The 20,997-nt window shown below is 44.6% G+C and carries 23 protein-coding genes; all 23 read right to left on the minus strand.

The genetic code is table 11. The features are described 5' to 3' along the window. Positions 1-70: 70 nt before the first annotated feature. The 23 genes from nuoK to rpiB all read right to left on the minus strand — a co-directional run bounded on the left by nuoK (position 71) and on the right by rpiB (position 20,968). Positions 71-385, minus strand: coding sequence for an NADH-quinone oxidoreductase subunit NuoK (gene nuoK, locus BMX30_RS17695; RefSeq protein WP_090748790.1), 315 nt, complete (start codon positions 383-385; stop codon positions 71-73). Continuing rightward, complete coding sequence (locus tag BMX30_RS17700; protein WP_090748792.1) at positions 382-909, minus strand: NADH-quinone oxidoreductase subunit J; 528 nt, start codon at positions 907-909, stop codon at positions 382-384. Before BMX30_RS17700 ends, nuoK begins: the two co-directional genes overlap by 4 nt. Beyond that, positions 906-1,325 carry an NADH-quinone oxidoreductase subunit NuoI gene (gene nuoI / locus BMX30_RS17705; RefSeq protein WP_090748794.1) on the minus strand — a complete coding sequence of 140 codons (420 nt, stop codon included), beginning with the start codon at positions 1,323-1,325 and terminating at the stop codon, positions 906-908. Before nuoI ends, BMX30_RS17700 begins: the two co-directional genes overlap by 4 nt. A gap of 240 nt (positions 1,326-1,565) precedes the next feature. Continuing rightward, positions 1,566-2,579, minus strand: coding sequence for an NADH-quinone oxidoreductase subunit NuoH (gene nuoH / locus BMX30_RS17715; RefSeq protein WP_090748798.1), 1,014 nt, complete (start codon positions 2,577-2,579; stop codon positions 1,566-1,568). Continuing rightward, positions 2,579-3,679 (minus strand): NADH-quinone oxidoreductase subunit D, encoded by a 1,101-nt coding sequence (locus tag BMX30_RS17720; protein WP_090748800.1) that lies wholly within the window; start codon positions 3,677-3,679, stop codon positions 2,579-2,581. The genes nuoH and BMX30_RS17720 overlap by 1 nt, the downstream gene beginning before the upstream one ends. A gap of 3 nt (positions 3,680-3,682) precedes the next feature. Continuing rightward, positions 3,683-5,113 carry an NADH-quinone oxidoreductase subunit C gene (locus BMX30_RS17725; RefSeq protein WP_090748802.1) on the minus strand — a complete coding sequence of 477 codons (1,431 nt, stop codon included), beginning with the start codon at positions 5,111-5,113 and terminating at the stop codon, positions 3,683-3,685. A 3-nt stretch (positions 5,114-5,116) separates the two neighbouring features. Continuing rightward, the gene (locus BMX30_RS17730; protein WP_139195411.1) at positions 5,117-5,629 is read right to left on the minus strand and encodes a NuoB/complex I 20 kDa subunit family protein; all 513 of its coding nucleotides are present in this window, start codon (positions 5,627-5,629) and stop codon (positions 5,117-5,119) included. Then, positions 5,620-5,997 (minus strand): NADH-quinone oxidoreductase subunit A, encoded by a 378-nt coding sequence (locus tag BMX30_RS17735; RefSeq protein WP_090748806.1) that lies wholly within the window; start codon positions 5,995-5,997, stop codon positions 5,620-5,622. Before BMX30_RS17735 ends, BMX30_RS17730 begins: the two co-directional genes overlap by 10 nt. A gap of 639 nt (positions 5,998-6,636) precedes the next feature. Then, positions 6,637-7,044, minus strand: coding sequence for a F0F1 ATP synthase subunit epsilon (locus BMX30_RS17745; protein ID WP_090748810.1), 408 nt, complete (start codon positions 7,042-7,044; stop codon positions 6,637-6,639). 22 nt (positions 7,045-7,066) lie between these two features. Next, positions 7,067-8,488, minus strand: a complete 1,422-nt coding sequence (gene atpD / locus BMX30_RS17750) for a F0F1 ATP synthase subunit beta (protein ID WP_090748812.1) — start codon at positions 8,486-8,488, stop codon at positions 7,067-7,069. An 85-nt stretch (positions 8,489-8,573) separates the two neighbouring features. Further along, entirely contained in the window at positions 8,574-9,431 is an 858-nt protein-coding gene (atpG, locus tag BMX30_RS17755; protein WP_090748814.1) for an ATP synthase F1 subunit gamma, read from the minus strand. Positions 9,432-9,524: 93 nt separating this feature from the next. After that, on the minus strand, positions 9,525-11,033 hold the full coding sequence (atpA, locus tag BMX30_RS17760) for a F0F1 ATP synthase subunit alpha (protein WP_090748816.1): 1,509 nt from the start codon (positions 11,031-11,033) through the stop codon (positions 9,525-9,527). Positions 11,034-11,057: 24 nt separating this feature from the next. Then, positions 11,058-11,594: a F0F1 ATP synthase subunit delta gene (locus tag BMX30_RS17765; protein ID WP_090748818.1), complete on the minus strand. Its 537-nt coding sequence runs from the start codon at positions 11,592-11,594 to the stop codon at positions 11,058-11,060. Next, on the minus strand, positions 11,591-12,112 hold the full coding sequence (atpF, locus tag BMX30_RS17770) for a F0F1 ATP synthase subunit B (protein WP_090748820.1): 522 nt from the start codon (positions 12,110-12,112) through the stop codon (positions 11,591-11,593). The genes BMX30_RS17765 and atpF overlap by 4 nt, the downstream gene beginning before the upstream one ends. A gap of 264 nt (positions 12,113-12,376) precedes the next feature. Further along, on the minus strand, positions 12,377-12,589 hold the full coding sequence (atpE, locus tag BMX30_RS17775; protein ID WP_090748822.1) for a F0F1 ATP synthase subunit C: 213 nt from the start codon (positions 12,587-12,589) through the stop codon (positions 12,377-12,379). Between the two features lie 72 nt (positions 12,590-12,661). Continuing rightward, complete coding sequence (gene atpB / locus BMX30_RS17780) at positions 12,662-13,375, minus strand: F0F1 ATP synthase subunit A (RefSeq protein WP_090748824.1); 714 nt, start codon at positions 13,373-13,375, stop codon at positions 12,662-12,664. 23 nt (positions 13,376-13,398) lie between these two features. Then, entirely contained in the window at positions 13,399-13,773 is a 375-nt protein-coding gene (locus BMX30_RS17785; RefSeq protein ID WP_090748826.1) for an ATP synthase subunit I, read from the minus strand. A 1-nt stretch (position 13,774) separates the two neighbouring features. Next, positions 13,775-14,002: an AtpZ/AtpI family protein gene (locus BMX30_RS17790; RefSeq protein ID WP_090748827.1), complete on the minus strand. Its 228-nt coding sequence runs from the start codon at positions 14,000-14,002 to the stop codon at positions 13,775-13,777. A gap of 253 nt (positions 14,003-14,255) precedes the next feature. Next, entirely contained in the window at positions 14,256-16,544 is a 2,289-nt protein-coding gene (locus BMX30_RS17795) for a S8 family serine peptidase (protein ID WP_280139983.1), read from the minus strand. A gap of 645 nt (positions 16,545-17,189) precedes the next feature. Continuing rightward, positions 17,190-17,819: a uracil phosphoribosyltransferase gene (gene upp / locus BMX30_RS17800; protein WP_090748829.1), complete on the minus strand. Its 630-nt coding sequence runs from the start codon at positions 17,817-17,819 to the stop codon at positions 17,190-17,192. Between the two features lie 488 nt (positions 17,820-18,307). Then, a complete protein-coding gene (gene glyA / locus BMX30_RS17805; protein ID WP_090748830.1) occupies positions 18,308-19,549 on the minus strand; it encodes a serine hydroxymethyltransferase in 1,242 nt (413 codons plus the stop codon). 319 nt (positions 19,550-19,868) lie between these two features. After that, positions 19,869-20,432 (minus strand): TIGR01440 family protein, encoded by a 564-nt coding sequence (locus BMX30_RS17810; RefSeq protein ID WP_090748832.1) that lies wholly within the window; start codon positions 20,430-20,432, stop codon positions 19,869-19,871. 95 nt (positions 20,433-20,527) lie between these two features. After that, positions 20,528-20,968, minus strand: a complete 441-nt coding sequence (rpiB, locus tag BMX30_RS17815) for a ribose 5-phosphate isomerase B (RefSeq protein WP_090748834.1) — start codon at positions 20,966-20,968, stop codon at positions 20,528-20,530. Positions 20,969-20,997 lie beyond the last annotated feature (29 nt).

A 20,997-nucleotide genomic window follows, 5' to 3' on the forward strand; every position in this document is an offset into this window, starting at 1 on the left:
TTTTTTGAACGCGCCTTACCTTTTGTGACTTTGCGCGTTTAGATTGTGCCCATTTATGGGGCATTCTTCACTAGTTTTTCAACTGATTCATGTCATCAATATTGACTGTTTTCCGGTTGCGGTAAAGCGAAAGTAGAATCGCAATTCCGACCGCTACTTCGGCAGCAGCAACAGCAATGACAAAGATGGCAAAGATTTGCCCAGTGATTGCCGGAGCCATTCCCAACTTACTGAACGTAATCAAATTGATATTTACTGCGTTTAGCATTAATTCAATTGAAATGAGCACGATAATCGTGTTCTTTTTCGTTAAGGCTCCATAAAGTCCGATACAAAATAAAATTAAGGCAAGTGCTAGATAGGCTGAAACCGGAACTCCACTCATTCCTTATCCGCCTCCTCTTTCTCATCATTCCTTGAGAGCACAATCGCGCCGACAAAAGCGACCAATAGCAGGACGGACATTAACTCAAATGGAATAACGTATTTGCTATAAAGCTCAATACCGATCTGCTCCGGATTGTTTTCATGAAGCGCAGCAGGTGCACTACCAAAGTCTAAATTATAAATACCAATATAGAAGACGGCTCCAAACGCGAGGACACCTAGAAAAAGGAACGCCTTTCTCCAGCCGCCACCTTTCGAATCGCCCTCATCCTCATCATTATGCTTCGTGAGCATAATTCCAAAAAGCATGATAATCGAGATTGCACCCGAATAAACCAAAATTTGTACGACGGCGAGGAACTCCGCCGATAGCAGGACATAAATGCCGGCAATGCTGAGGAAGGTAAACACAAGTGCTACTACCATGTGAACAACCTTTTTCAGGTTCAATAAAAGCACGCCGCCAATGATGGCCACTAAAGCAAGTGCGAGGAACGCAATAAATTCACCAGATACCGTCATGCCTTATTCACCTTCCGTACATTCTCGTCATTTTCATCGAGCCATTGGAGATTTTTAAACAAATCATCCCGACTATACTCAGCCAATTCAAACTCATTGGTCATGACAATCGCTTCTGTCGGGCACACCTCTGTACACAGGTCACAGAGAATACAAATTTCGAAGTTAATATCATACGTATCAATGACTTTCCCCTTTTTCGTAGGGTCAGGGTGTTTTTTCCCCGTCAATTGAATGCAATCCGTTGGGCAAATGTTAGCACACTGATTACAAACAATACATTTCTCTGGATAAAACTTCTGGATTCCCCTGAACCGATCCGGCAGTGGCAGCGGTTCATTTGGATAATCGTATGTGACTTTCTCTTTCGTCAGGTTCTTTAGGGTATAAGCTAATCCTTTCGTCCATCCTAGCACGTCTTTTCACCCCTTTTAGGTTGGGAGGCAAGTTGCCTTCCTTTTAAAGATTTTAGGTCTGCGTTGAAATAGGCTGTTGATTTCCGCTTCAGGCACTTCGCTTTCCGCGGGCAGTCCGGGAGCCTCCTCGTCGCTTCGCTCCTGTGGGGTCTCCCTAGGCCTTGCACTCCCGCAGGAGTCTTCGTGCCTTCCGCTCCAATCAACAGGGATTCTAAAAGTAGTACCCTTTAACTACACATTTTAAAAGATATTCAGTAACTCTTTTAATAGAGCAGTTAGGAAAATATTAGCTAATGCTACTGGTAATAGGATCTTCCAGGCGAATTCCATTAGTTGGTCGGGACGCATTCTTGGGAATGTGGCACGGAACCAGTAAAGGACGTACGTGACAACCGCGAACTTTAGACCGAACCAAACGGCTCCTGGAATGAAGCTTAGGAATTCAAATGGAGGCAACCAGCCGCCAAAGAATAACACGATAATTAGGGCCGACATCGCAAACATATAGACATATTCAGCCAGCATGAACATTGCCCAACGGAAACCAGAATACTCGGTATGGAAACCGGCAACAAGCTCATTCTCCGCTTCAGCAAGGTCGAAAGGAACTCGGTACAATTCAGCCATCGCGGCGATAAAGAAGACAACAAACGCAACTGGCTGCCAAAGGATAAACCAACCGCTTTCTTGCTGTGCAAGAACAATGTCATTTAAGTTCATGCTCCCAGTTAAAAGCACAATTCCAAGACCCGCCATGACGAGTGGAATTTCATAAGAAACCATTTGAGCGGTCGCACGCATCCCTCCAAGTAAGGAGTACTTGTTATTCGAAGCCCAAGCCGCCATCAGTGTTCCGATGATGGTGATTCCTGATATCGCAATATAATAAAGCAACCCAACATTTAAATCGGCAAACTGCAGATTCTCAGTAAAAGGGATCGTTGCGACGACTACAAACGCTGGAGCAAATGCAATGACTGGCGCAATAATAAACATTGGTCGATCAGATGCTTTCGGAATTAAGTCTTCTTTTACAAGAAGCTTTAAAACGTCTGCGACTGTCTGTAAAAGACCCCAACGGCCCCCAAGATGGTTCGGACCAATCCGTCCCTGCATAAAGCCTAATACTTTCCGCTCAGCAAGGATGGCATACGTAACGAAGCCAAGAATCACAAACAAAAATGCAAGAGCCATTGCAAAGAAAATACCAAAGTTTAGTAAACTAGGGCTCGAATGCAGCAGATCTTGAACCATTAGCCGTCAACCTCCCCGAGAACGATGTCAATTGCTCCTAAAATCGAAATAAGGTTTGAGATATTCTCCCCTATTAATAGTTTCGGGAGAATCTGAAGGTTGTAGAAAGACGGCCTTCTAAACTTCATCCGGTACGGTTCTTTCTTCCCGTCGCTCGCAATATAGCAACCAATCTCTCCTCTAGAGCCTTCAATTCGAACAAACGCTTCGCCTTTTGGCGCCTTGATGATTTTCGGAACCTTCGCCATGAAGGGACCATCTTGTGGGAATTGCTCAACGGCCTGTTCAATGATTTTCAGAGATTCCTCGATTTCTTCCAAGCGGCACTCATAACGAGCAAACGCATCGCCTGCATCACGTGTGACGACATTAAAATCAAAGCGATCATAAATCGAATAAGGTTCATCTTTACGCAAATCCCATTTTACGCCCGTGCTTCTTAGGTTTACACCGCTCAAGCTATAGTTAAGCGCATCTTCTTTCGTATAGGTGCCGATATTCTTTGTTCTGTTAAGGAAAATTTCATTGCCTGACACTAACTCATTGTAGCCAACTAGCATTTTTCTCATATAAGGAACAAAGTCGCGAACCTTTTCAATCCAGCCTTCTGGTGCATCCCACTTGACGCCGCCAACTCGCATATAATTGAAGGTTAATCGTGCCCCTGATAATTCATTTAATAGATTTAAAATCATTTCTCTCTCTCGGAAGGCATAGAGCAGTGGGCTCGTAGCCCCGAAATCGAGGATATATGTACCCCACCAGAGCAGATGGCTCGCCACCCGATTCAATTCCATTGCTAGAATTCTTAAGTATTCCGCCCGTTCCGGAATTTCAATGTTCATCATCGTTTCAACCGCATGAACAAGAACATAGTTATTGGTCATCGCCGAAACATAATCCATCCGGTCTGTATAAGGAATAATCTGAGTATATTGGAGATTTTCCGCTATTTTTTCTGTCCCGCGGTGCAAATAACCGATTACTGGTTTGGCATCTGTGATCACTTCGCCGTCAAGGGTTAAAACTAGGCGAAACACGCCGTGTGTACTCGGATGCTGCGGGCCAACGTTTAAAAGTATTTCTTCCGTGCGTATCACCGGCTACACCTCCACATCATACGGTTCATAGTCTTTTCTCAATGGGTGACCGATCCAGTCTTCACCAAGCATGATGCGGCGCAGGTCCGGATGTCCTGTAAAGCGAATCCCAAGCAGGTCATATGCTTCGCATTCTGGCCATTCGGCTCCAGCCCAAAGCCTTGCAAGTGATTCAATCTCCGGTTTGTCGCGGTCGATTTTCACTTTAAGGGCCACTGACTGACGGTTTTTATATGAATACAAATGAGCATACACTTCCATATGGGTTTCAAAATCTGTCCCATGAATCTCAGATAAGTAATCAAAGCTGAGACTTTCGTTAAACTTAAGGAACTCGGCAATCTTATAATAAGAGTCCTGCTTCGCCACAAGTGTTGGAACATCCTTCGATAGGTTGTTAATATAGGAATCTTCCAAAACGTCCTCACCTAAATGCTTTTGAATGATTTCCACATATTTATCCAAGTACTTCTGGTTCGGCGATGGCTGTTTCGGTTCTTCTGGTGTATCTGCTGCTGCTGCACCTTTACCAGCAGCTTTTGCCTTCGCGGCAGCGGCAGCTTTGGCTTTCGCCTTTGCGGCTGCAATCGCTTTCGCTTTTTCGTCATCACCTGAAGCAGCTCCACCTTCAGACGCCTTTTTCTTCGCGGCAGCAGCGGCTTTCGCTTTTGCTACGGCGGCGGCTTTTTTCTTCGCAAGATCGTCATCCCCAGCTGATGCTTCTTCTTCTGGCTCTGCTTGACCCATCGCTTTGCGTTTTGCTGCTGCGGCAGCTTTTGCTTTGGCTACAGCTGCGGCCTTTTTCTTTGCTAGATGGTCATCCCCAGCTGGTGCTTCTTCTTCTGGTTCTGCTTGACCCATCGCTTTGCGCTTTGCGGCTGCGGCGGCCTTTGCTTTCGCTACGGCTTCAGCTTTTTTCTTCGCAAGGTCATCGTCTCCTGCTGATGCTTCTTCTTCTGGTTCTGATTGACCCATCGCTTTGCGTTTTGCTGCTGCGGCGGCTTTTGCCTTTGCTACAGCTGCGGCTTTTTTCTTTGCGAGGTCGTCGGCGTCGTTGCCTGTGGCTTCAGCGGCAGGCGCTTCGTCACTTGTTCCGCTTTCAGCTTGTTCCTTCGCCTTGCGCTTTGCGGCAGCTGCGGCTTTTGCTTTCGCTACGGCTTCAGCTTTTTGCTTGGCAAGGTCATCAGCAGTTGGTGGCTCCTCTTGTGCTCCACTTTCCGCTTCCTCTTTCGCTTGTCTCTTTGCGGCTGCTTCGGCTTTCGCCTTGGCTACTGCATCCGCTTTTTGTTTCGCGAGGTCATCGCCTGCTGGTGATACTTCTTCCTTCGCTCCACTCTCAGCCTGTTCTTTTGCTTTTCGTTTCGCAGCGGCTGCAGCTTTCGCTTTCGCTACCGCTTCTTTTTTTAATTGGTCAAGATCTTTATCCCCGCTCATCGATTAGATCACCTTCTTCCCGGTCTTCGCCTCGTAACGGATTTTCTCTTTTAATTTATTGATTCCGTAAATGAGTGCAGCCGGATTTGGTGGACAGCCAGGTATGTAAACATCCACTGGTACAATCTGGTCGACCCCTTTTACAACCGAATAAGAATTTACATAAGGACCACCAGCAGTAGCACAGGATCCCATCGCAACAACCCACTTCGGCTCTGCCATTTGATCATAAAGTCTGCGGACAGTTGGAGCCATCTTTTTGGTAACGGTACCAGAAACGATCATTACGTCCGATTGACGAGGTGAGTTCCGGTAAAACGTTCCAAAGCGCTCAATATCATAGTGCGCGGAGCTCGTTCCCATCATTTCGATGGCACAGCAAGCTAGACCAAAAGTCATTGGCCAGAGTGATGCGCTTCGAGCCCATCCTTTTACCTCTTCAAGCTTTCCGAAGAGAACATTTCTTTTTACTTCTTCCATTTCCTCTTTTGAGAGATATTCCAAGTTTAAATCCATTTTAGCACCTTCTTTTTCCATGCATAGATGAGTCCAATCAGAAGCATCACAACAAAGATTAGCATTTCAATCAGCGCAAAGATTCCTAGTTTTTCATAAGCAATCGCCCATGGGTACAAAAATACTGTTTCAACGTCAAAAATAACGAACATTAGGGCAAAAACATAATAGCGGACATTGAACTGTACACGTGCATCGTGGAACGGTTCAATTCCGCTTTCGTATGTAGTATACTTCGAAGCAATGTCCTTGTACTTCGGACGAAGTAGCTTGGCCGCGAACAAAGCAACTACAGGTAATAAAATTCCGAGACATAGGAACGCAAACACTATCAAATAATTATTTTGATATAGATTCAAAAGTTCCATGCCTAACCCCCCCATGTTGTAAAATGAATTCAGATTATTAACACTTGTAATCGATAACAATTATATCATTGTTACCAATTTGTGTCGATAAACCCTTGTGATTCTTGTAAATTTTATTACAAATATTTGAATGTTTCCCTATATAAAAAATATTTTAGAATCCTATAAAAGTATTATCAGTAACTAGTATTCTTGTTTGGGCCAACCTATGCTGAATGGATGGTATTTTGGTAAAAATTAGCTTCCTTATATTATCCGGCCTCACTTTGGTACCGTTAAGCGGTTGATCGTTACCTAAAGCAACAACTACACCCTTTTCCGGGCACGTTAAACACTTTATCGTTACCAAATTCACCTACTTCACCCTTTTTCGGGCACGTTAAACACTTTATCGTTACCAAATTCAACTACTTCACCCTTTTTCGGGCACGTTAAACACTTTATCGTTACCAAACCCTCCTTCTCCATCCATTTTCGGGCACATTAAATGATACTTGCCCGTAAAAGATCAATACACTACAACATTTTAAGGCACGTTTACCCTACCTCAATTACACCTTTACACACAGTAGCAAAACCCTAAAACCAAACAAAAAAGAGCACCCCAACCAAAGTTGGAGTACTCTTTTACGTCAATTCTTATAATTTTCCCTGGGCAATGGAAATCCGGTTGATCGCGCGTTGAAGCGCTAGCTCGGCACGACGGAAATCGACATTTTCCTGCTGCTTTTCGCGCAGGCGTTGTTCCGCACGTTCTTTTGCACGCATCGCACGTTCCACATCGATATTGTCTGATTTCTCTGCCGTTTGAGCTAGAACCGTAACCGTGTCAGGGCGAACTTCGAGAAAACCGCCGCTGACGGCAACAAATTCAGTATTACCGCCTTTTTTTAAACGGACAGCACCGATTTGGAGCGGCGCAACCATTGGAATATGGCCAGGCATGATGCCAAGCTCACCAGTTTGGGCTTTGGTGCTGACCATTTCCACGTCAGATTCATAAACCGGTCCATCAGGAGTAACAACATTGACTTTCATCGTGTTCATTTTTTACCCTCCTGGTCCGTGATTATACCTCTACACCCATGCTCTTTGCTTTCTCAATAACTTCCTCGATACGACCAACAAGACGGAATGTATCTTCCGGAAGGTGGTCATATTTGCCTGCAAGGATATCCAAGAAACCTTTAACTGTTTCTTTAACTGGCACGTATGAGCCTTTCTGTCCTGTGAACTGCTCAGCAACGTGGAAGTTCTGAGATAAGAAGAACTGGATACGACGAGCGCGGTGTACGACAAGCTTGTCTTCATCACCTAACTCATCCATACCAAGGATGGCAATGATATCCTGTAATTCTCTGTAACGCTGAAGCGTAGACTGAACTTGACGAGCTACTTCGTAGTGCTCTTCGCCAACGATCTCTGGTGAAAGGGCACGAGATGTAGAAGCAAGTGGATCCACCGCAGGGTAGATACCCATTTCAGAAAGCTTACGCTCAAGGTTTGTTGTAGCATCTAAGTGGGCGAAGGTTGTCGCCGGAGCCGGATCCGTGTAGTCATCGGCTGGTACATAGATTGCTTGAATGGAAGTAACAGAACCTACGTTAGTAGATGTGATACGTTCCTGTAATTTACCCATTTCTGTAGCAAGTGTTGGCTGGTAACCAACGGCAGATGGCATACGGCCTAGTAGGGCAGAAACCTCAGAACCTGCTTGTGTGAAACGGAAGATGTTATCCATGAAGAAAAGAACGTCCTGTCCTTGCTCATCACGGAAATATTCAGCCATTGTCAAACCAGTTAGGGCAACACGCATACGTGCACCTGGTGGTTCGTTCATCTGTCCGAATACCATCGCTGTTTGCTTGATAACGCCTGAGTCAGTCATTTCGTGGTAAAGGTCATTACCTTCACGCGTACGCTCACCAACTCCAGCAAATACGGAAATACCGCTGTGCTCTTGGGCGATGTTATTGATTAATTCCTGGATTAATACAGTCTTACCAACACCGGCACCACCGAAGAGACCGATTTTACCACCTTTGATATAAGGAGCAAGAAGGTCTACTACTTTAATTCCAGTTTCAAGAATTTCTACTTCTGTAGATAATTGCTCGAATGTTGGAGCTTCTCTATGGATGGAATCACGGCGTACATCTGCTGCGATTGGCTCATCAAGGTCAATGTTCTCACCTAATACGTTGAATACACGACCAAGTGTTGCATCTCCAACTGGTACAGAGATGGCTGCACCTGTATCCACTACTTCAACTCCACGCTGAAGTCCATCTGTAGATGACATAGCGATTGTACGAACTGTATCATCACCTAAATGAAGGGCTACTTCAAGAGTTAACTGAATTTCAACTTCTGTCTCATTTTGCGGTTTCGTTTCAATCCTTAAAGCGTTATAGATCTCAGGAAGGCTGCCGCTTTCGAACTTAACGTCAACGACCGGACCCATAACTTGGAGAACGCGTCCTTTGTTCATCTTGTTCCCTCCTAACTTCCTCTTTCCAATGTATACATCATGATGGGATGTGGGTTTCGATACCACATCCCGATTAGGCATAAGTCTACTCTAACGCCGCTGCGCCGCCAACAATTTCCGTGATTTCCTGGGTAATTGCTGCCTGACGGGCACGGTTATAGCTAAGGCTAAGTGATTTAATCAGCTCATTTGCGTTATCTGTCGCATTCTTCATCGCGTTCATACGGGCAGCATGCTCACTCGCTTTGCTGTCTAGTAATGAACCGAAGATTAAGCTTTCAGCATATTGAGGTAAGAGAACCTCTAAGATTTGTTCCGCATTTGGTTCGAATTCGTAAGAAGTAGGTTTTGATGGAACTTCAATATTCGTTAACGGCAGAAGTTTCTTCTCGGTTACTTCCTGTGAAATCGCGCTGACATAATGACTATAGTAAACAAACAGTTCGTCGAATGTTCCATCTTCAAACATACCAACTGTGCTGCTGGTGATGTCCTTAATTTCGGTAAAAGAAGGTTGGTCCGCAACTCCAGTGATTTCGAGGACAACATTCATGCCCTGCTTTGCAAAAAAGTCACGTCCTACTCGACCGATGGCGATGATGGCAAATTCATCATTCGACTTATGACGCTTTTTGATTGTCTGATACACTTGACGGATGACGTTGCTGTTAAATGCACCAGCAAGACCTCGGTCCGATGTGATGACCAGATAACCCGTCTTTTTAACCGGACGACTTTTAAGCATAGGATGGTTCACATCCTGACTACCCATTGCGATGGAAGCTGTCACTTCTTGCATTTTCTCCATGTAAGGGACGAAAGCTTTTGCATTATTCACTCCACGGTTCCACTTAGAAGAAGATACCATTTCCATTGCTTTGGTGATCTGGCTAGTCTTTTTCGTCGAAGTGATCCGGTTTTTTATATCACGTAAAGATGCCATAGGTTCTCACCACCCTTTTAAAGAAATTGTTAATCGTATTTGAGCTTTAAGGTCGGCCGCACGGCACCGTACGGCTTCCCTCACACTCAGCTATTACTCTGATACCGCAAACGTCTTTTTAAAGTCGTTGATTGCAGCAACCATATCTTCGTCCTTAGGAAGTTCCTTCGTGTTCTTGATATGGTCTAACACTTCTTTACGGTTGGTGTCTAACCAAGCATGGAATTCACTTTCGAAACGGCGGATGTCCGTCAATGGAATATCATCTAGGAATCCTTTTGTTAGTGCATAAAGGATCGCAACTTGCTTCTCAACAGAAAGCGGCTTGTTTAAGTCCTGCTTTAGAACTTCAACAGTACGCGCTCCACGGTTAAGTTTTGCTTGAGTTGCTTTATCAAGGTCAGAACCGAACTGGGCAAATGACTCTAGCTCACGGTATGAAGCCAAGTCAAGACGCAGTGTACCGGCAACCTTTTTCATCGCTTTAATCTGTGCAGATCCACCAACACGGGATACGGAAAGACCAGCGTTGATCGCCGGACGTACGCCGGAGAAGAACAAGTCAGATTGTAAGAAAATCTGTCCGTCTGTGATGGAGATAACGTTTGTCGGAATATAAGCCGAAACGTCGCCTGCTTGAGTTTCAATGAACGGAAGCGCAGTGATGGAACCAGAGCCCTTCGCGTCACTTAGCTTTGCAGCACGCTCTAAAAGACGGCTGTGTAGGTAGAAGACATCCCCTGGATATGCTTCACGACCTGGAGGACGACGAAGTAGCAAGGAAAGTTCACGGTAAGCAGAAGCTTGTTTTGTTAAATCATCATAGATTACAAGAACATGCTTGCCTTGGTACATGAACTCTTCTGCCATCGTAACACCAGCATACGGAGCTAAGTATAAAAGTGGTGCAGGCTGAGATGCAGCTGCAGTCACAACGATTGAGTATTCTAATGCGCCATTCTTACGAAGTGTTTCAACTGCGTTACGTACAGTTGATTCCTTCTGACCGATAGCCACATAGATACAAATCATGTCTTGACCTTTTTGGTTCAAGATCGTATCGATTGCAACAGATGTTTTACCTGTCTGACGGTCACCGATGATTAACTCACGCTGACCACGACCGATTGGAACAAGAGCGTCAATCGCTTTAATTCCTGTTTGCAATGGCTCATGAACGGATTTACGATCCATAACGCCAGGTGCATTGTACTCGATTGGACGAGTTTTTGTAGTATTGATTGGTCCTAAACCGTCAACAGGCTGTCCAAGTGAGTTTACTACACGACCGATTAGTTCTTCCCCTACTGGAACCTCCATGATGCGGCCTGTGCGGCGGACCTCATCGCCTTCACGGATTTCCGTAAAAGGTCCAAGGATAATAATACCGACGTTATTTTCTTCAAGGTTTTGAGCCATACCCATAACGCCGTTTGAAAATTCAACAAGCTCACCAGCCATGGCATTATCAAGGCCATGAACACGGGCGATACCGTCACCAACGGAGATGACTGTACCTACATCACTTACTTGAATTTCTGCCTGATAATTTTCTATTTGCGACTTTAACAGCGCACTAATTTCTTCAGCTTTGATGCTCATGAGTTTCACCCCTATCTACGAATCTTAGCCTAGCAATTTACGTTGGAGACGATCTAGCTTACCGCGCAAGCTACCGTCAAAAATACGGTTGCCGATACGAAGCTTCACTCCACCTAGTAAATTGGAATCTGTAATATTTTCAATACGAAGTGCCGTTTTTCCAACTTTCGGTGCAAAAGCCAATGATAGGGCTTCTTTTTGAGCATCCGTTAGTGGCTGGACACTGTAAACTTTAGCGTCAGCGACACCTTTTGCGTTGTTAGCGAGCTCGATAAAGTAATCAACCACTTCTGGAATGACTTCCTCACGATGGCGCTCTGCTAAAATCAACAAGGTGTTTTGAACATACGTACTCGCGGATCCGAAAGCAGTTTTTAATAGCTCCTGTTTCTTTTCCGGAGTTAATTTTGGAGACTTCAATGTCTTAACAAAACTTGGGTTAGATAGAAATACTTCTTTCACGACCCTAAGCTCGTCTTCGACTGTATTTAGCAGGCTTTGCTTATTTGCGACCTCATAGAGCGCCGTAGCATAACGTTTCGCTACTGTTGGGTTGCTCATCGGCCTTCCCCTGCCTCATTGATGTACTCGTTGATTAGCTTTTCTTGCTCAGTAGCATCAAGTTCTTTTTCAATCACTTTCGATGCAATCATCACAGATAATGAAGCAACCTGATCGCGGATAGCCGCAACCGCTTGTTCTTTCTGTTGTTCGATTTCAACTTTAGCGGATTCCTTAATGCGGTCTGATTCTGTGCGTGCTAGCGCAAGGATCTCGTCGCGTTGGATATCTGCTTGTTTTTTAGCATTTTCAATAAGTCCTTGAGCTTCCTGGCGTGATTGCTTTAAAAGCTCACGCTGCTCATCTAAAAACTTCTGTGCTTCGGTACGACTCTTTTCAGCCGCATCGATTTCACCTGCGATATGTTGTTCACGGTTTTGCATGATTCCCATTAATGGACCCCATGCATACTTCTTTAATAACGCCATTAAAATAAGGAACATAGCGAGCTGGAAAATAATATCTCCAGTGTTCAACTGGCCTGCTGCTGCTCCTAGTACGAATAGGTTAGTACTCACTCCAGGTTCACTCCCTTCAGTAGTCGTTCAACTTTAAGAGAACCGCGATACTTAAGCCGCTTAATAGTTCAAATTGATGCCGTATAGCTACAGCGCCTAGCCCCTCGAGTCGCTTCAATCCATCAAATGAAGTCAAAGAACGACTTCCTCTGATGGATCTCCAGCGCTTGTCGGGGCTGACCAAGGCGCTTTCGCTTTAAATTACATAAAGGAATGGCGAAGCTCCTGTTTATGTGATCTTCGCCATCGTTAAAATTCTTATCGTTATTGGCCAACTACCATAAACGCGATAACAACCGCCATGATAGGAATCGCCTCTACGAAGGCAACCCCGATGAACATTGTAGATTGAAGCATTCCACGAGCCTCTGGCTGACGAGCAATACCTTCTACTGTTTTTGAAACGATCATACCGTTACCTAGACCTGCACCTAATGCTGCTAAACCAATTGCGATTGCTGCTGCTATTGCACCCATTATTCTTCCTCCTCAAAATATAAATGTAGTTTGTGTATGGGATTTTGTTCATTAAATGAACGTGTTTATATATTAATGGTCATCACTAACTTTATGAGATATATAGACCATTGTTAACAAAGTAAAGATAAATGCTTGGATGGAACCGATAAAAATAGAAAATGCTTGCCATACAATTGTCGGTAATGCCGCAACTAAAATGCCGCCAAAACCGGATGCTGCTAGAGATCCAGCTAACAACGCTAGCAGGATTTCACCCGCATAGATGTTACCGTAAAGACGGAGCCCAAGAGTCAGAGTATTTGAGAACTCTTCAATGATCTTCAATGGAAGTAGGAATCCGACAGGCTGGACAAACCCTTTTGCGTATCCTTTCATCCCCTTTAATTTCACTCCGTAATAGTGAGAAAGTGCTGTAACCATTACCGCGAGTGTTAGGGTGATGACTGGGTCAGCCGTTGGTGATTTCCACCAGAGATCGTGGCCAACTGCAATGGCAAACGGAAGGCCCAACATATTCGAAATAAATATGTACATAATTAAAGTCAGACCTAGTAGATGGAATCTACCACCTGTTTTCCAGTCCATATTGCTTTTGATTAGATTTCGAACGAAGTCCATGACCCATTCGAAAAAGTTTTGAAGTCCAGTTGGTTTCATCGCAAGTTTCCTGGTGGATACCACAGCAATGATAAACACTAGTACACTCGCTACGGTAATCATTAGGACATTCGAAAGGTTAAACCAAAGGCCCATAAACTCATACATAGGAGCTGTATGATTCAAACGTATTCACCTCTCTTCCCCCGCTATTTACGTATAAGAATTGAATGTAAAAAATAATCTATCATAATGACAAAAATATATGTCATTAATCCTATAATCACACTTATAAAGTGGAATATATCCGGATACCTTAAGGCTACAATAACCGCCAAAACTGCCGTGGCCATCCTTGAAAGGGTGCCAAGCGTGCGGACGGTTGTCCCAGTTGTGACCGCTTTACCGAGCGTATCGGTCTTTTTAGCAAGAAGCCACATATTAAAAAAACCCAGACTCGTGCCGAGGATTAATCCTGCAAACACAGACTGGTAAGAGGTAAACCCCCAACCAAGAACATATAAAGCTAGCAAATAAAACATATATTTGCGGTATCGTATCGTCATCTGCTGCCATTCTTGCATCTTATTGTTTGTCCCCCGAGTAAAAATAACGTATCGTGGTCAACACCGCATAGACGCCTGCTGCCAGACCTGCAAAAATCCCAATTATCAGAAAAAGTGGGACAGTCCCAAACTTTCCATCTAACCATCTACCAGCAAAGATCCCGACTAATGTGGAACCTGCTAATTGTGATAGAATAGCAGAGGATAAAGCGATTGCTTGAAAAGGACGATTGTTGTTTTCGCGCATAAAATCCATCCTATTCCATGGGAAGATGACGTGGCAGAGGAGTGACTAAGAACCCAGTCAAACCAACGTTGTTTACGTTTGAAAACCTTACCATTTACATCCTTTGTAAGCATACAATAGGCTCATGTCAATGTCAATCGATTAACGCGAAAAAGTTCACATACTTTTCATAGAAATAAATCCCATAGATTACCTAAGGTGCCAGGCACCATCCAGAAAACTGGATGGTGCCTGGCACCTCCCTTTTTATTTCCTATTCTTCTGTTGGTGCGATGAAGATGGAGGTGTCGATTCTGTCTTCTTGATTTGCCTTTTTGGCGAATACCTTTCCGATATAACCACCCGCCTGAGGAAGATCCTCTGGAGCCAGTTCGACTTCGAGCAACCCTTTCTTTACATTCCTTTTTGAATCGAGGAATCCGATAAAGTGTAAATCCTCTTGATCAAACAAGGCGATACCAAATTCCTCTGCCCCTCCTGGTAGATACACTTCATAGCGATAATGTCCAGGTTTGTCGGCTGGAGCAAAGGCAAAGCCCATTACCCGTGGATAATCTGGTTCTTCAAGAACATATAGGTATGGGATACTGATTTTATCACTACCTTCATTTAGCGTTAGGTAGCCGTCATGGATTTTCCCTTTAAACACCGTAGGGTCCACGAGCATACTCACTTCTATCTTCTTTTTTTCACCAGCTTTCAGCTCAAAAGTCATCGGTAGTTCCCAGTCAATTCCTTCCGCTCTCTTTGGCGTTGTAAAGGAATAGCGCTTCGTGCCTTTCCCATGATTCTGTACTTCGACCACGGTTGTATGCCTATGCATTCGATCGGCTAAACGGAACTTCCCGAAACGAAGCGAACCGGGCAGAACGAGGGTTTCTGCGTTCACCGCTTTTTCTACTTGAATTCTTCCAGCCCCTTGCTCATAGGTGCGGTATCCCTTTCCATCACGGTCCTTGATTGGAACTGACGTATTCATTAGCGCAGATTTAATTTGTTCTGGTCCCCAGTCCGGATGCGCCTGTTTAATGAGGGCACTGGCTCCAGCAACATGAGGTGCGGCCATGCTCGTCCCCTGCAGCGCGAGGTACCCATCAGGAATCGTGCTCTTAATCGCTACTCCCGGGGCAACAACATCAGGCTTGATTTCCCAAGTATCGGTCACCGGACCACGCGAACTAAAATCCGCTAATATATCCTTTTCCTCAACTAAATCCATTCGGACAAATTCCTTCGAACCGTTGAGTGCCTTTTTCAATCCTTCTCCTTCACTCATCGTAATCGAAGCGACCGGAATCTCAAGATGTTCTTCAAGGTTCCCTAAAAACCCACCCTTTGTGTTGTTAAAAATAATGACTCCAGATGCACCCGCTTTAAGCGCGTTTTTAGCCTTCTCGGTGAACGTAAGCGTTCCTCTTTTTATTAAAACAATCTTTCCTTTTGCATCTTTGATCTCTGTTTTCCGACCAATGCCACCATAAACCATTTCCTTGCTTCGGTCGAGCTTCCATCGCTCTGAACCCATTAGCGGCTCAAGTCTGATCTTCTCTTGGTGATTGGAAACGCTGAGATATGGAACTAATAGTGGCGGAGTCGAGGCGCCAACCGAGATAGCCTTGGAGGCCGTACCTGGTGAACCGACCGTCCATTTATTCGGCCCCGAATTTCCGGATGAGGTCACAGCCGTAATGCCTTTTTCGACTGCTTTATTAATCGCCAGCGAAATTGGCAGGTCAGGCCCATTGATTTCATTCCCTAGTGAAAGATTAAGGACATCAACCTTATCCTCGATCGCTTGGTCTATCGCAGCGAGAACCTGTTCCGTCGTCCCCATGCCTCCGGGACCAAGCGCTCGATACGCAATAATCGTTGCCTCTGGAGCCACTCCTGATATCCGTCCATTCGCAGCAATGATTCCGGCGACATGCGTCCCATGGAGCGTGCTTCCGCCGACCGTCCCCTTCGTTTCCATTGGATCATCGTCTCCATCGACCAAATCATGACCGCCGCCATAGTTGCGGTGCAAATCTGGGTGGTCATAATCCACACCAGTATCAATCACCCCTACTTTTACACCCTTCCCCGTTAGACGGTGACCCTTTTTGTCAAAAATGCCGCGTACCTTTTCACCGCCAATTAACTCAATATTGGTGGCCGTAGCATCTGTTTTATAAGACTGAACAGGCGTAACTTGTTTCGCCCCGGGAATTTTCTCCAAGGCATGCAGTGGGCCTTCCACCGAATAACCAGGAATCGCATGCTTAAATACACGGCGAATTTTTACCTCGGGATTTTGCGTTAGCTGCTGCTCAATTTCTTGTTTCGATTGGAATTCTTCAGTTAAAACGATGGCTACCTTATTTTCATGTTTATCTTGTGATGGAATATTGGGGTGCTTTAAATTTTGCTGTTTAGTAACTGTTTGTGTTGGAGCAGGATCAAAGAGCTTGCTACTTGAACCCGTTCCGGTCATTCCGAACGCTGACCCAGCCCCAGCACACAACATCATCAACGTGATAATTATGTAAAAGATGTTTCGCATGCTCACACCTACTTTTTTACCTGTTAGATTAAGCCAATTAGACAAGGAATATGCATGAGCTCTCGGCTCTTCATCCAGAACTCTCTGCTTTGTCCTATGGATAGCTAGTTTAGGCGCAGAATCTGCTGTTTTATCATCTAAAAATTCGGATTATTTCCTATTATATAGGTAAATTTAGGTATCACCCTAAAAGAGCACGGACCCCGCCTGACCCAGATGGGGGATTAAGTATGGTTTGGATAAAATAAGCGGAGAAATTTCTCTTATTTAGGAAATTGGACTGAAACTAGCATAAATAGACGGAGAATTTCCGACTATTTACTCAAAATAACAGGGAAGTGGGTTATTTTCTCTACTTAACCGGAAAAACTCCGCTTATTTACCATTAATTGAGCTCTATTCTAATTTTAACCGGAAAACTTCCGCTTATTTTTAAGCAATATGGATATCAGATGAAGGGAACATTGTCAGGTTTTCTCAATATGGATTGATTCTTAGCAGTTATGCATCGATTTTTACGAGTTATACATCGATTATCAAGAGTTATTGAAAAAATCGTGAACAATATGTGAACTCTCTCCTAAGTTAACCTCCATAAAACAAAAAAATCCCCCTCCTATATAAAAAGAGGGAGATGAACTAGTTTTACTTCGTTCCAAACAAGCGGTCGCCGGCGTCACCAAGACCTGGGACGATATAGCCATGGTCATTCAGCTTTTCATCAAGTGCAGCAATGTAGATGTCTACATCTGGATGTGCTTCCTTCACTGCGTCCACGCCTTCTGGTGCGGCAATCAAGCACATAAATTTAATGTGTTTAGCTCCGCGCTTCTTCAACGAATTAATCGCTTCAATCGCGGATCCACCTGTTGCTAGCATCGGATCGACAACGATGAAGTCACGCTCTTCGACATCGCTAGGAAGCTTCACGTAATATTCAACCGGCATTAATGTTGCTGGGTCACGGTACAGACCCACATGGCCAACCTTCGCTGCCGGCATCAATTTCAAGATGCCATCCACCATGCCAATTCCCGCACGTAAAATCGGAACAAGACCAATCTTTTTACCTGAAAGCACCTTTGAAGTTGTCATCTGGACTGGAGTTTCAACCTCCATATCCTGAAGTGGCATGTCGCGCGTAATTTCAAACGCCATTAATGTTGCAACTTCATCTACCAACTCACGAAATTCTTTCGTACCTGTGTTTTTATCACGAATATAAGTCAACTTATGTTGAATCAACGGGTGGTCGAATACAAATACCTTAGCCATGGGGATCTCTCCTTTTAAAAGTAGAATTTTGTCGCTATATGTAAAAAAAACTCAGATGACACTTCGTATTATTTTACAGAAAAACACTCCTAAGAGCAACAAGCATTATCCACTCTTTCTATTGTTTATTTAAATGCTCAATAATATCAACTCTTTAAGACAGTTTGTTAAATTTCTGTCAAAATGATAAGTCATCTCGGCTAGTGTAGGTTGATTTCCACTCCAGGCACTTCGCTTTCCGCGGGCAGTCCGGGAGCCTCCTCGTCGCTTCGCTCCTGCGGGGTCTCCCTTGGCCTTGCACTCTCGCAGGACACTGAATGGCTTCCTTGAATATGCCCACGCACGAGAAAATGCGGGTTTTCATTTTCGAGGAGTCTTCGTGCCTTCCGCTCCAATCAACCGCTTTAAAAAAGCCTTATTAACAAAGAATCAAAATAATCCTAAAAAAGCGGCTCTCCACAGAGAACCGCCTTTTCTACTGCCTATTATTAATACTCAGGATAAAGCACGAATTTCGAGCTCAACGCTTCAACACGTGCGCTTGCTTCTGCAAGTTTTTCTTCGTTGTCATGGTTTTTAAGTGTATAAGCAATGATTGAGGCAATTTCGTCCATATCCTCAAGACCGAAGCCGCGGCTTGTTACAGCGGCTGTTCCGATACGGATACCGCTTGTCACAAATGGGCTAGCTGGATCGAATGGAATCGTATTTTTATTAACGGTAATTCCTACATCGTCAAGAACCTTCTCAGCAACTTTACCAGTAAGTTCAAGTGAACGTGTATCAATCAGCACCAAGTGATTATCCGTACCACCTGAGACAAGAGTAATCCCTTCGCTTTGCAGGCTTTCTGCCAGACGCTTCGCATTTGTGACAACATTCTGCGCGTACTCTTTAAAGCTCTCTTGTAGCGCCTCACCAAAAGCCACTGCCTTTGCAGAAATTACGTGCATCAATGGTCCACCCTGAATTCCAGGGAAGATGGATTTATCGATTTTTTTCGCGAATTCCTCACGGCAAAGAATCATCCCACCGCGTGGGCCGCGAAGAGTTTTATGCGTAGTTGTTGTCACAAAATCTGCATAAGGAACTGGATTCGAGTGAAGACCTGTTGCCACTAGACCAGCGATATGCGCCATATCAACCATCAAGTAAGCACCGACTTCATCCGCAATTTCACGGAACTTTTTAAAATCAATTTCGCGTGGATACGCGCTTGCCCCGGCAACAATCAGCTTCGGCTTATTCTCAACCGCTTTCTGGCGGACGTCTTCATAATTGATCAAATGTGTGGTTTCATCGACACCATACTCAATGAAGTTATATTGAACACCACTGAAATTGACCGGGCTACCATGTGTTAAGTGGCCCCCATGAGAAAGGTTCATCCCAAGAACCGTGTCGCCATGTTCAAGAATCGTAAAATAAACCGCCATATTCGCTTGGGCACCAGAGTGTGGCTGGACATTGACATGCTCGGCCCCAAAGATCTCCTTCGCACGGTCACGAGCGATATTCTCAACAATATCCACGTATTCGCAACCACCATAATAACGCTTCGCTGGGTACCCTTCCGCATATTTATTCGTCAATACGGATCCTTGCGCTTCCATTACCGCTTCACTGACAAAGTTTTCTGAGGCAATCAATTCAATCTTCGTACGCTGACGTTTTAACTCTTGTTGGATTGCCTCAAACACCTGGCTATCCTGCTCCTTAAGATGCTTCATGTTTATCCCCCTTTTATCTCACTGATGCCGAATAAGTTATGTAACTCTCTACTGTTATTAAGTGAAAATTCTTATATTATTGTAGCCCATGTTGGTATGAAAAGAAAGGTCGAGAATGAAATGTAAACGGTTGCTATCAATTATTTTTATAAAATATGAACCGTCCACTAATTTTCGGAAAAATATGTTCTATATATTGGAAATAAATCAACTTTTCGAACACAACTATCCTAACCTCATACAAAACGTTAATTACTCTCAAAAATGTTCGTCTTTATTTTAATCCAATAAAACAAAAAGCCCAAATCAGGGCTTGTGTTTAACAGGATTCATTTTCACGAGTATGTTCATAGACAGCACGACTGCCACCGATGAGTTTTGGCCGCGTTTTTGCCAAGGTAACATAGGCATGTCCCACTGTTTTTTGCGAGACCCGGAGCGGCACGGCTACATGCTTTAAATGCATGCCAATCAGTGTATTGCCAATGTCAATGCCGGCTTCTGCCTTAATAAACTCGACAACGACAGGATCGATCAAGTTCGCGTAGGCATATGTAGCCATAGCTCCGCCAGCCTTTCTGACCGGAATCACAGTCACTTCCTCAAGCTGGCGCTGCTCAGCCGTCTTGCGCTCGACAACGAGGGCTCTGTTCAAATGCTCACAGCATTGAAATGCCAGCTGAATCCCGATTTCAGCCTGTAACCCTTTTAACTGACGAAACACGAATTCGGCCACTTCTTCCGTTCCAGCGGTTCCAATCCTTTCACCCGCGATTTCACTCGTACTGCACCCAATGACTAACACTTGATCCTTAGATAGGTTCGCTTGTTCCTTAAACTCAGAAAGGACACGATTTAGTTCAGCTTCCCATTGATTAATCACTTCTCACCCACATCCTTTCTGTGGAGGGGAAGCAAGGGGACGGTTCTTCCGCTTCCTTCAGAATAAGGAAGCAGAAGAACCGTCCCCTTGCTTCCTTACTTATTCTCGTACTCAGTTATCTTTCCTACTCGATTTGCGTGGCGGCCGCCTTCATAGTCAGATGTGAGCCAAGTTTTTGCGATTTCGCGAGCAAGTCCTGGTCCAATGACGCGCTCTCCCATCGCGATGATATTGCTGTCGTTATGTTGGCGAGTGGCCTTCGCACTAAACACATCATGAACAAGTGCGCAACGAATTCCCTTGACTTTATTGGCCGCGATGCTCATGCCAATTCCCGTGCCACAAATTAGGATGCCGCGGTCAAATTCACCGGAAGCCACTTTTTCAGCCACAGGAAGAGCGTAATCAGGATAATCTACAGAGGTATCACACTCGCAACCAAAATCCTCGTACTCAATCCCCAGTTCTTCCATTTCTTGCTTAATTTCTTCACGAATGTTCAATCCACCATGGTCGGACGCAATGGCTACTCTCATCAAACTTTCCTCCTATTTTCCACCTATTT

Origin of the sequence: Mesobacillus persicus (assembly GCF_900109925.1) — a bacterium.
Lineage (GTDB): Bacteria > Bacillota > Bacilli > Bacillales > Cytobacillaceae > Mesobacillus_B > Mesobacillus_B persicus.

Bases quoted from the DNA above. Each gene is read 5' to 3' on its own strand.
- nuoK (WP_090748790.1), bottom strand. From the start codon at position 385: ATGAGTGGAGTTCCGGTTTCAGCCTATCTAGCACTTGCCTTAATTTTA.
- BMX30_RS17700 (WP_090748792.1), bottom strand. From the start codon at position 909: ATGACGGTATCTGGTGAATTTATTGCGTTCCTCGCACTTGCTTTAGTG.
- nuoH (WP_090748798.1), bottom strand. From the start codon at position 2,579: ATGGTTCAAGATCTGCTGCATTCGAGCCCTAGTTTACTAAACTTTGGT.
- BMX30_RS17725 (WP_090748802.1), bottom strand. From the start codon at position 5,113: ATGAGCGGGGATAAAGATCTTGACCAATTAAAAAAAGAAGCGGTAGCG.
- BMX30_RS17730 (WP_139195411.1), bottom strand. From the start codon at position 5,629: ATGGATTTAAACTTGGAATATCTCTCAAAAGAGGAAATGGAAGAAGTA.
- BMX30_RS17735 (WP_090748806.1), bottom strand. From the start codon at position 5,997: ATGGAACTTTTGAATCTATATCAAAATAATTATTTGATAGTGTTTGCG.
- BMX30_RS17745 (WP_090748810.1), bottom strand. From the start codon at position 7,044: ATGAACACGATGAAAGTCAATGTTGTTACTCCTGATGGACCGGTTTAT.
- atpD (WP_090748812.1), bottom strand. From the start codon at position 8,488: ATGAACAAAGGACGCGTTCTCCAAGTTATGGGTCCGGTCGTTGACGTT.
- atpG (WP_090748814.1), bottom strand. From the start codon at position 9,431: ATGGCATCTTTACGTGATATAAAAAACCGGATCACTTCGACGAAAAAG.
- atpA (WP_090748816.1), bottom strand. From the start codon at position 11,033: ATGAGCATCAAAGCTGAAGAAATTAGTGCGCTGTTAAAGTCGCAAATA.
- BMX30_RS17765 (WP_090748818.1), bottom strand. From the start codon at position 11,594: ATGAGCAACCCAACAGTAGCGAAACGTTATGCTACGGCGCTCTATGAG.
- atpE (WP_090748822.1), bottom strand. From the start codon at position 12,589: ATGGGTGCAATAGCAGCAGCAATCGCAATTGGTTTAGCAGCATTAGGT.
- BMX30_RS17785 (WP_090748826.1), bottom strand. From the start codon at position 13,773: ATGCAAGAATGGCAGCAGATGACGATACGATACCGCAAATATATGTTT.
- BMX30_RS17790 (WP_090748827.1), bottom strand. From the start codon at position 14,002: ATGCGCGAAAACAACAATCGTCCTTTTCAAGCAATCGCTTTATCCTCT.
- BMX30_RS17795 (WP_280139983.1), bottom strand. From the start codon at position 16,544: ATGCGAAACATCTTTTACATAATTATCACGTTGATGATGTTGTGTGCT.
- upp (WP_090748829.1), bottom strand. From the start codon at position 17,819: ATGGCTAAGGTATTTGTATTCGACCACCCGTTGATTCAACATAAGTTG.
- glyA (WP_090748830.1), bottom strand. From the start codon at position 19,549: ATGAAGCATCTTAAGGAGCAGGATAGCCAGGTGTTTGAGGCAATCCAA.
- rpiB (WP_090748834.1), bottom strand. From the start codon at position 20,968: ATGAGAGTAGCCATTGCGTCCGACCATGGTGGATTGAACATTCGTGAA.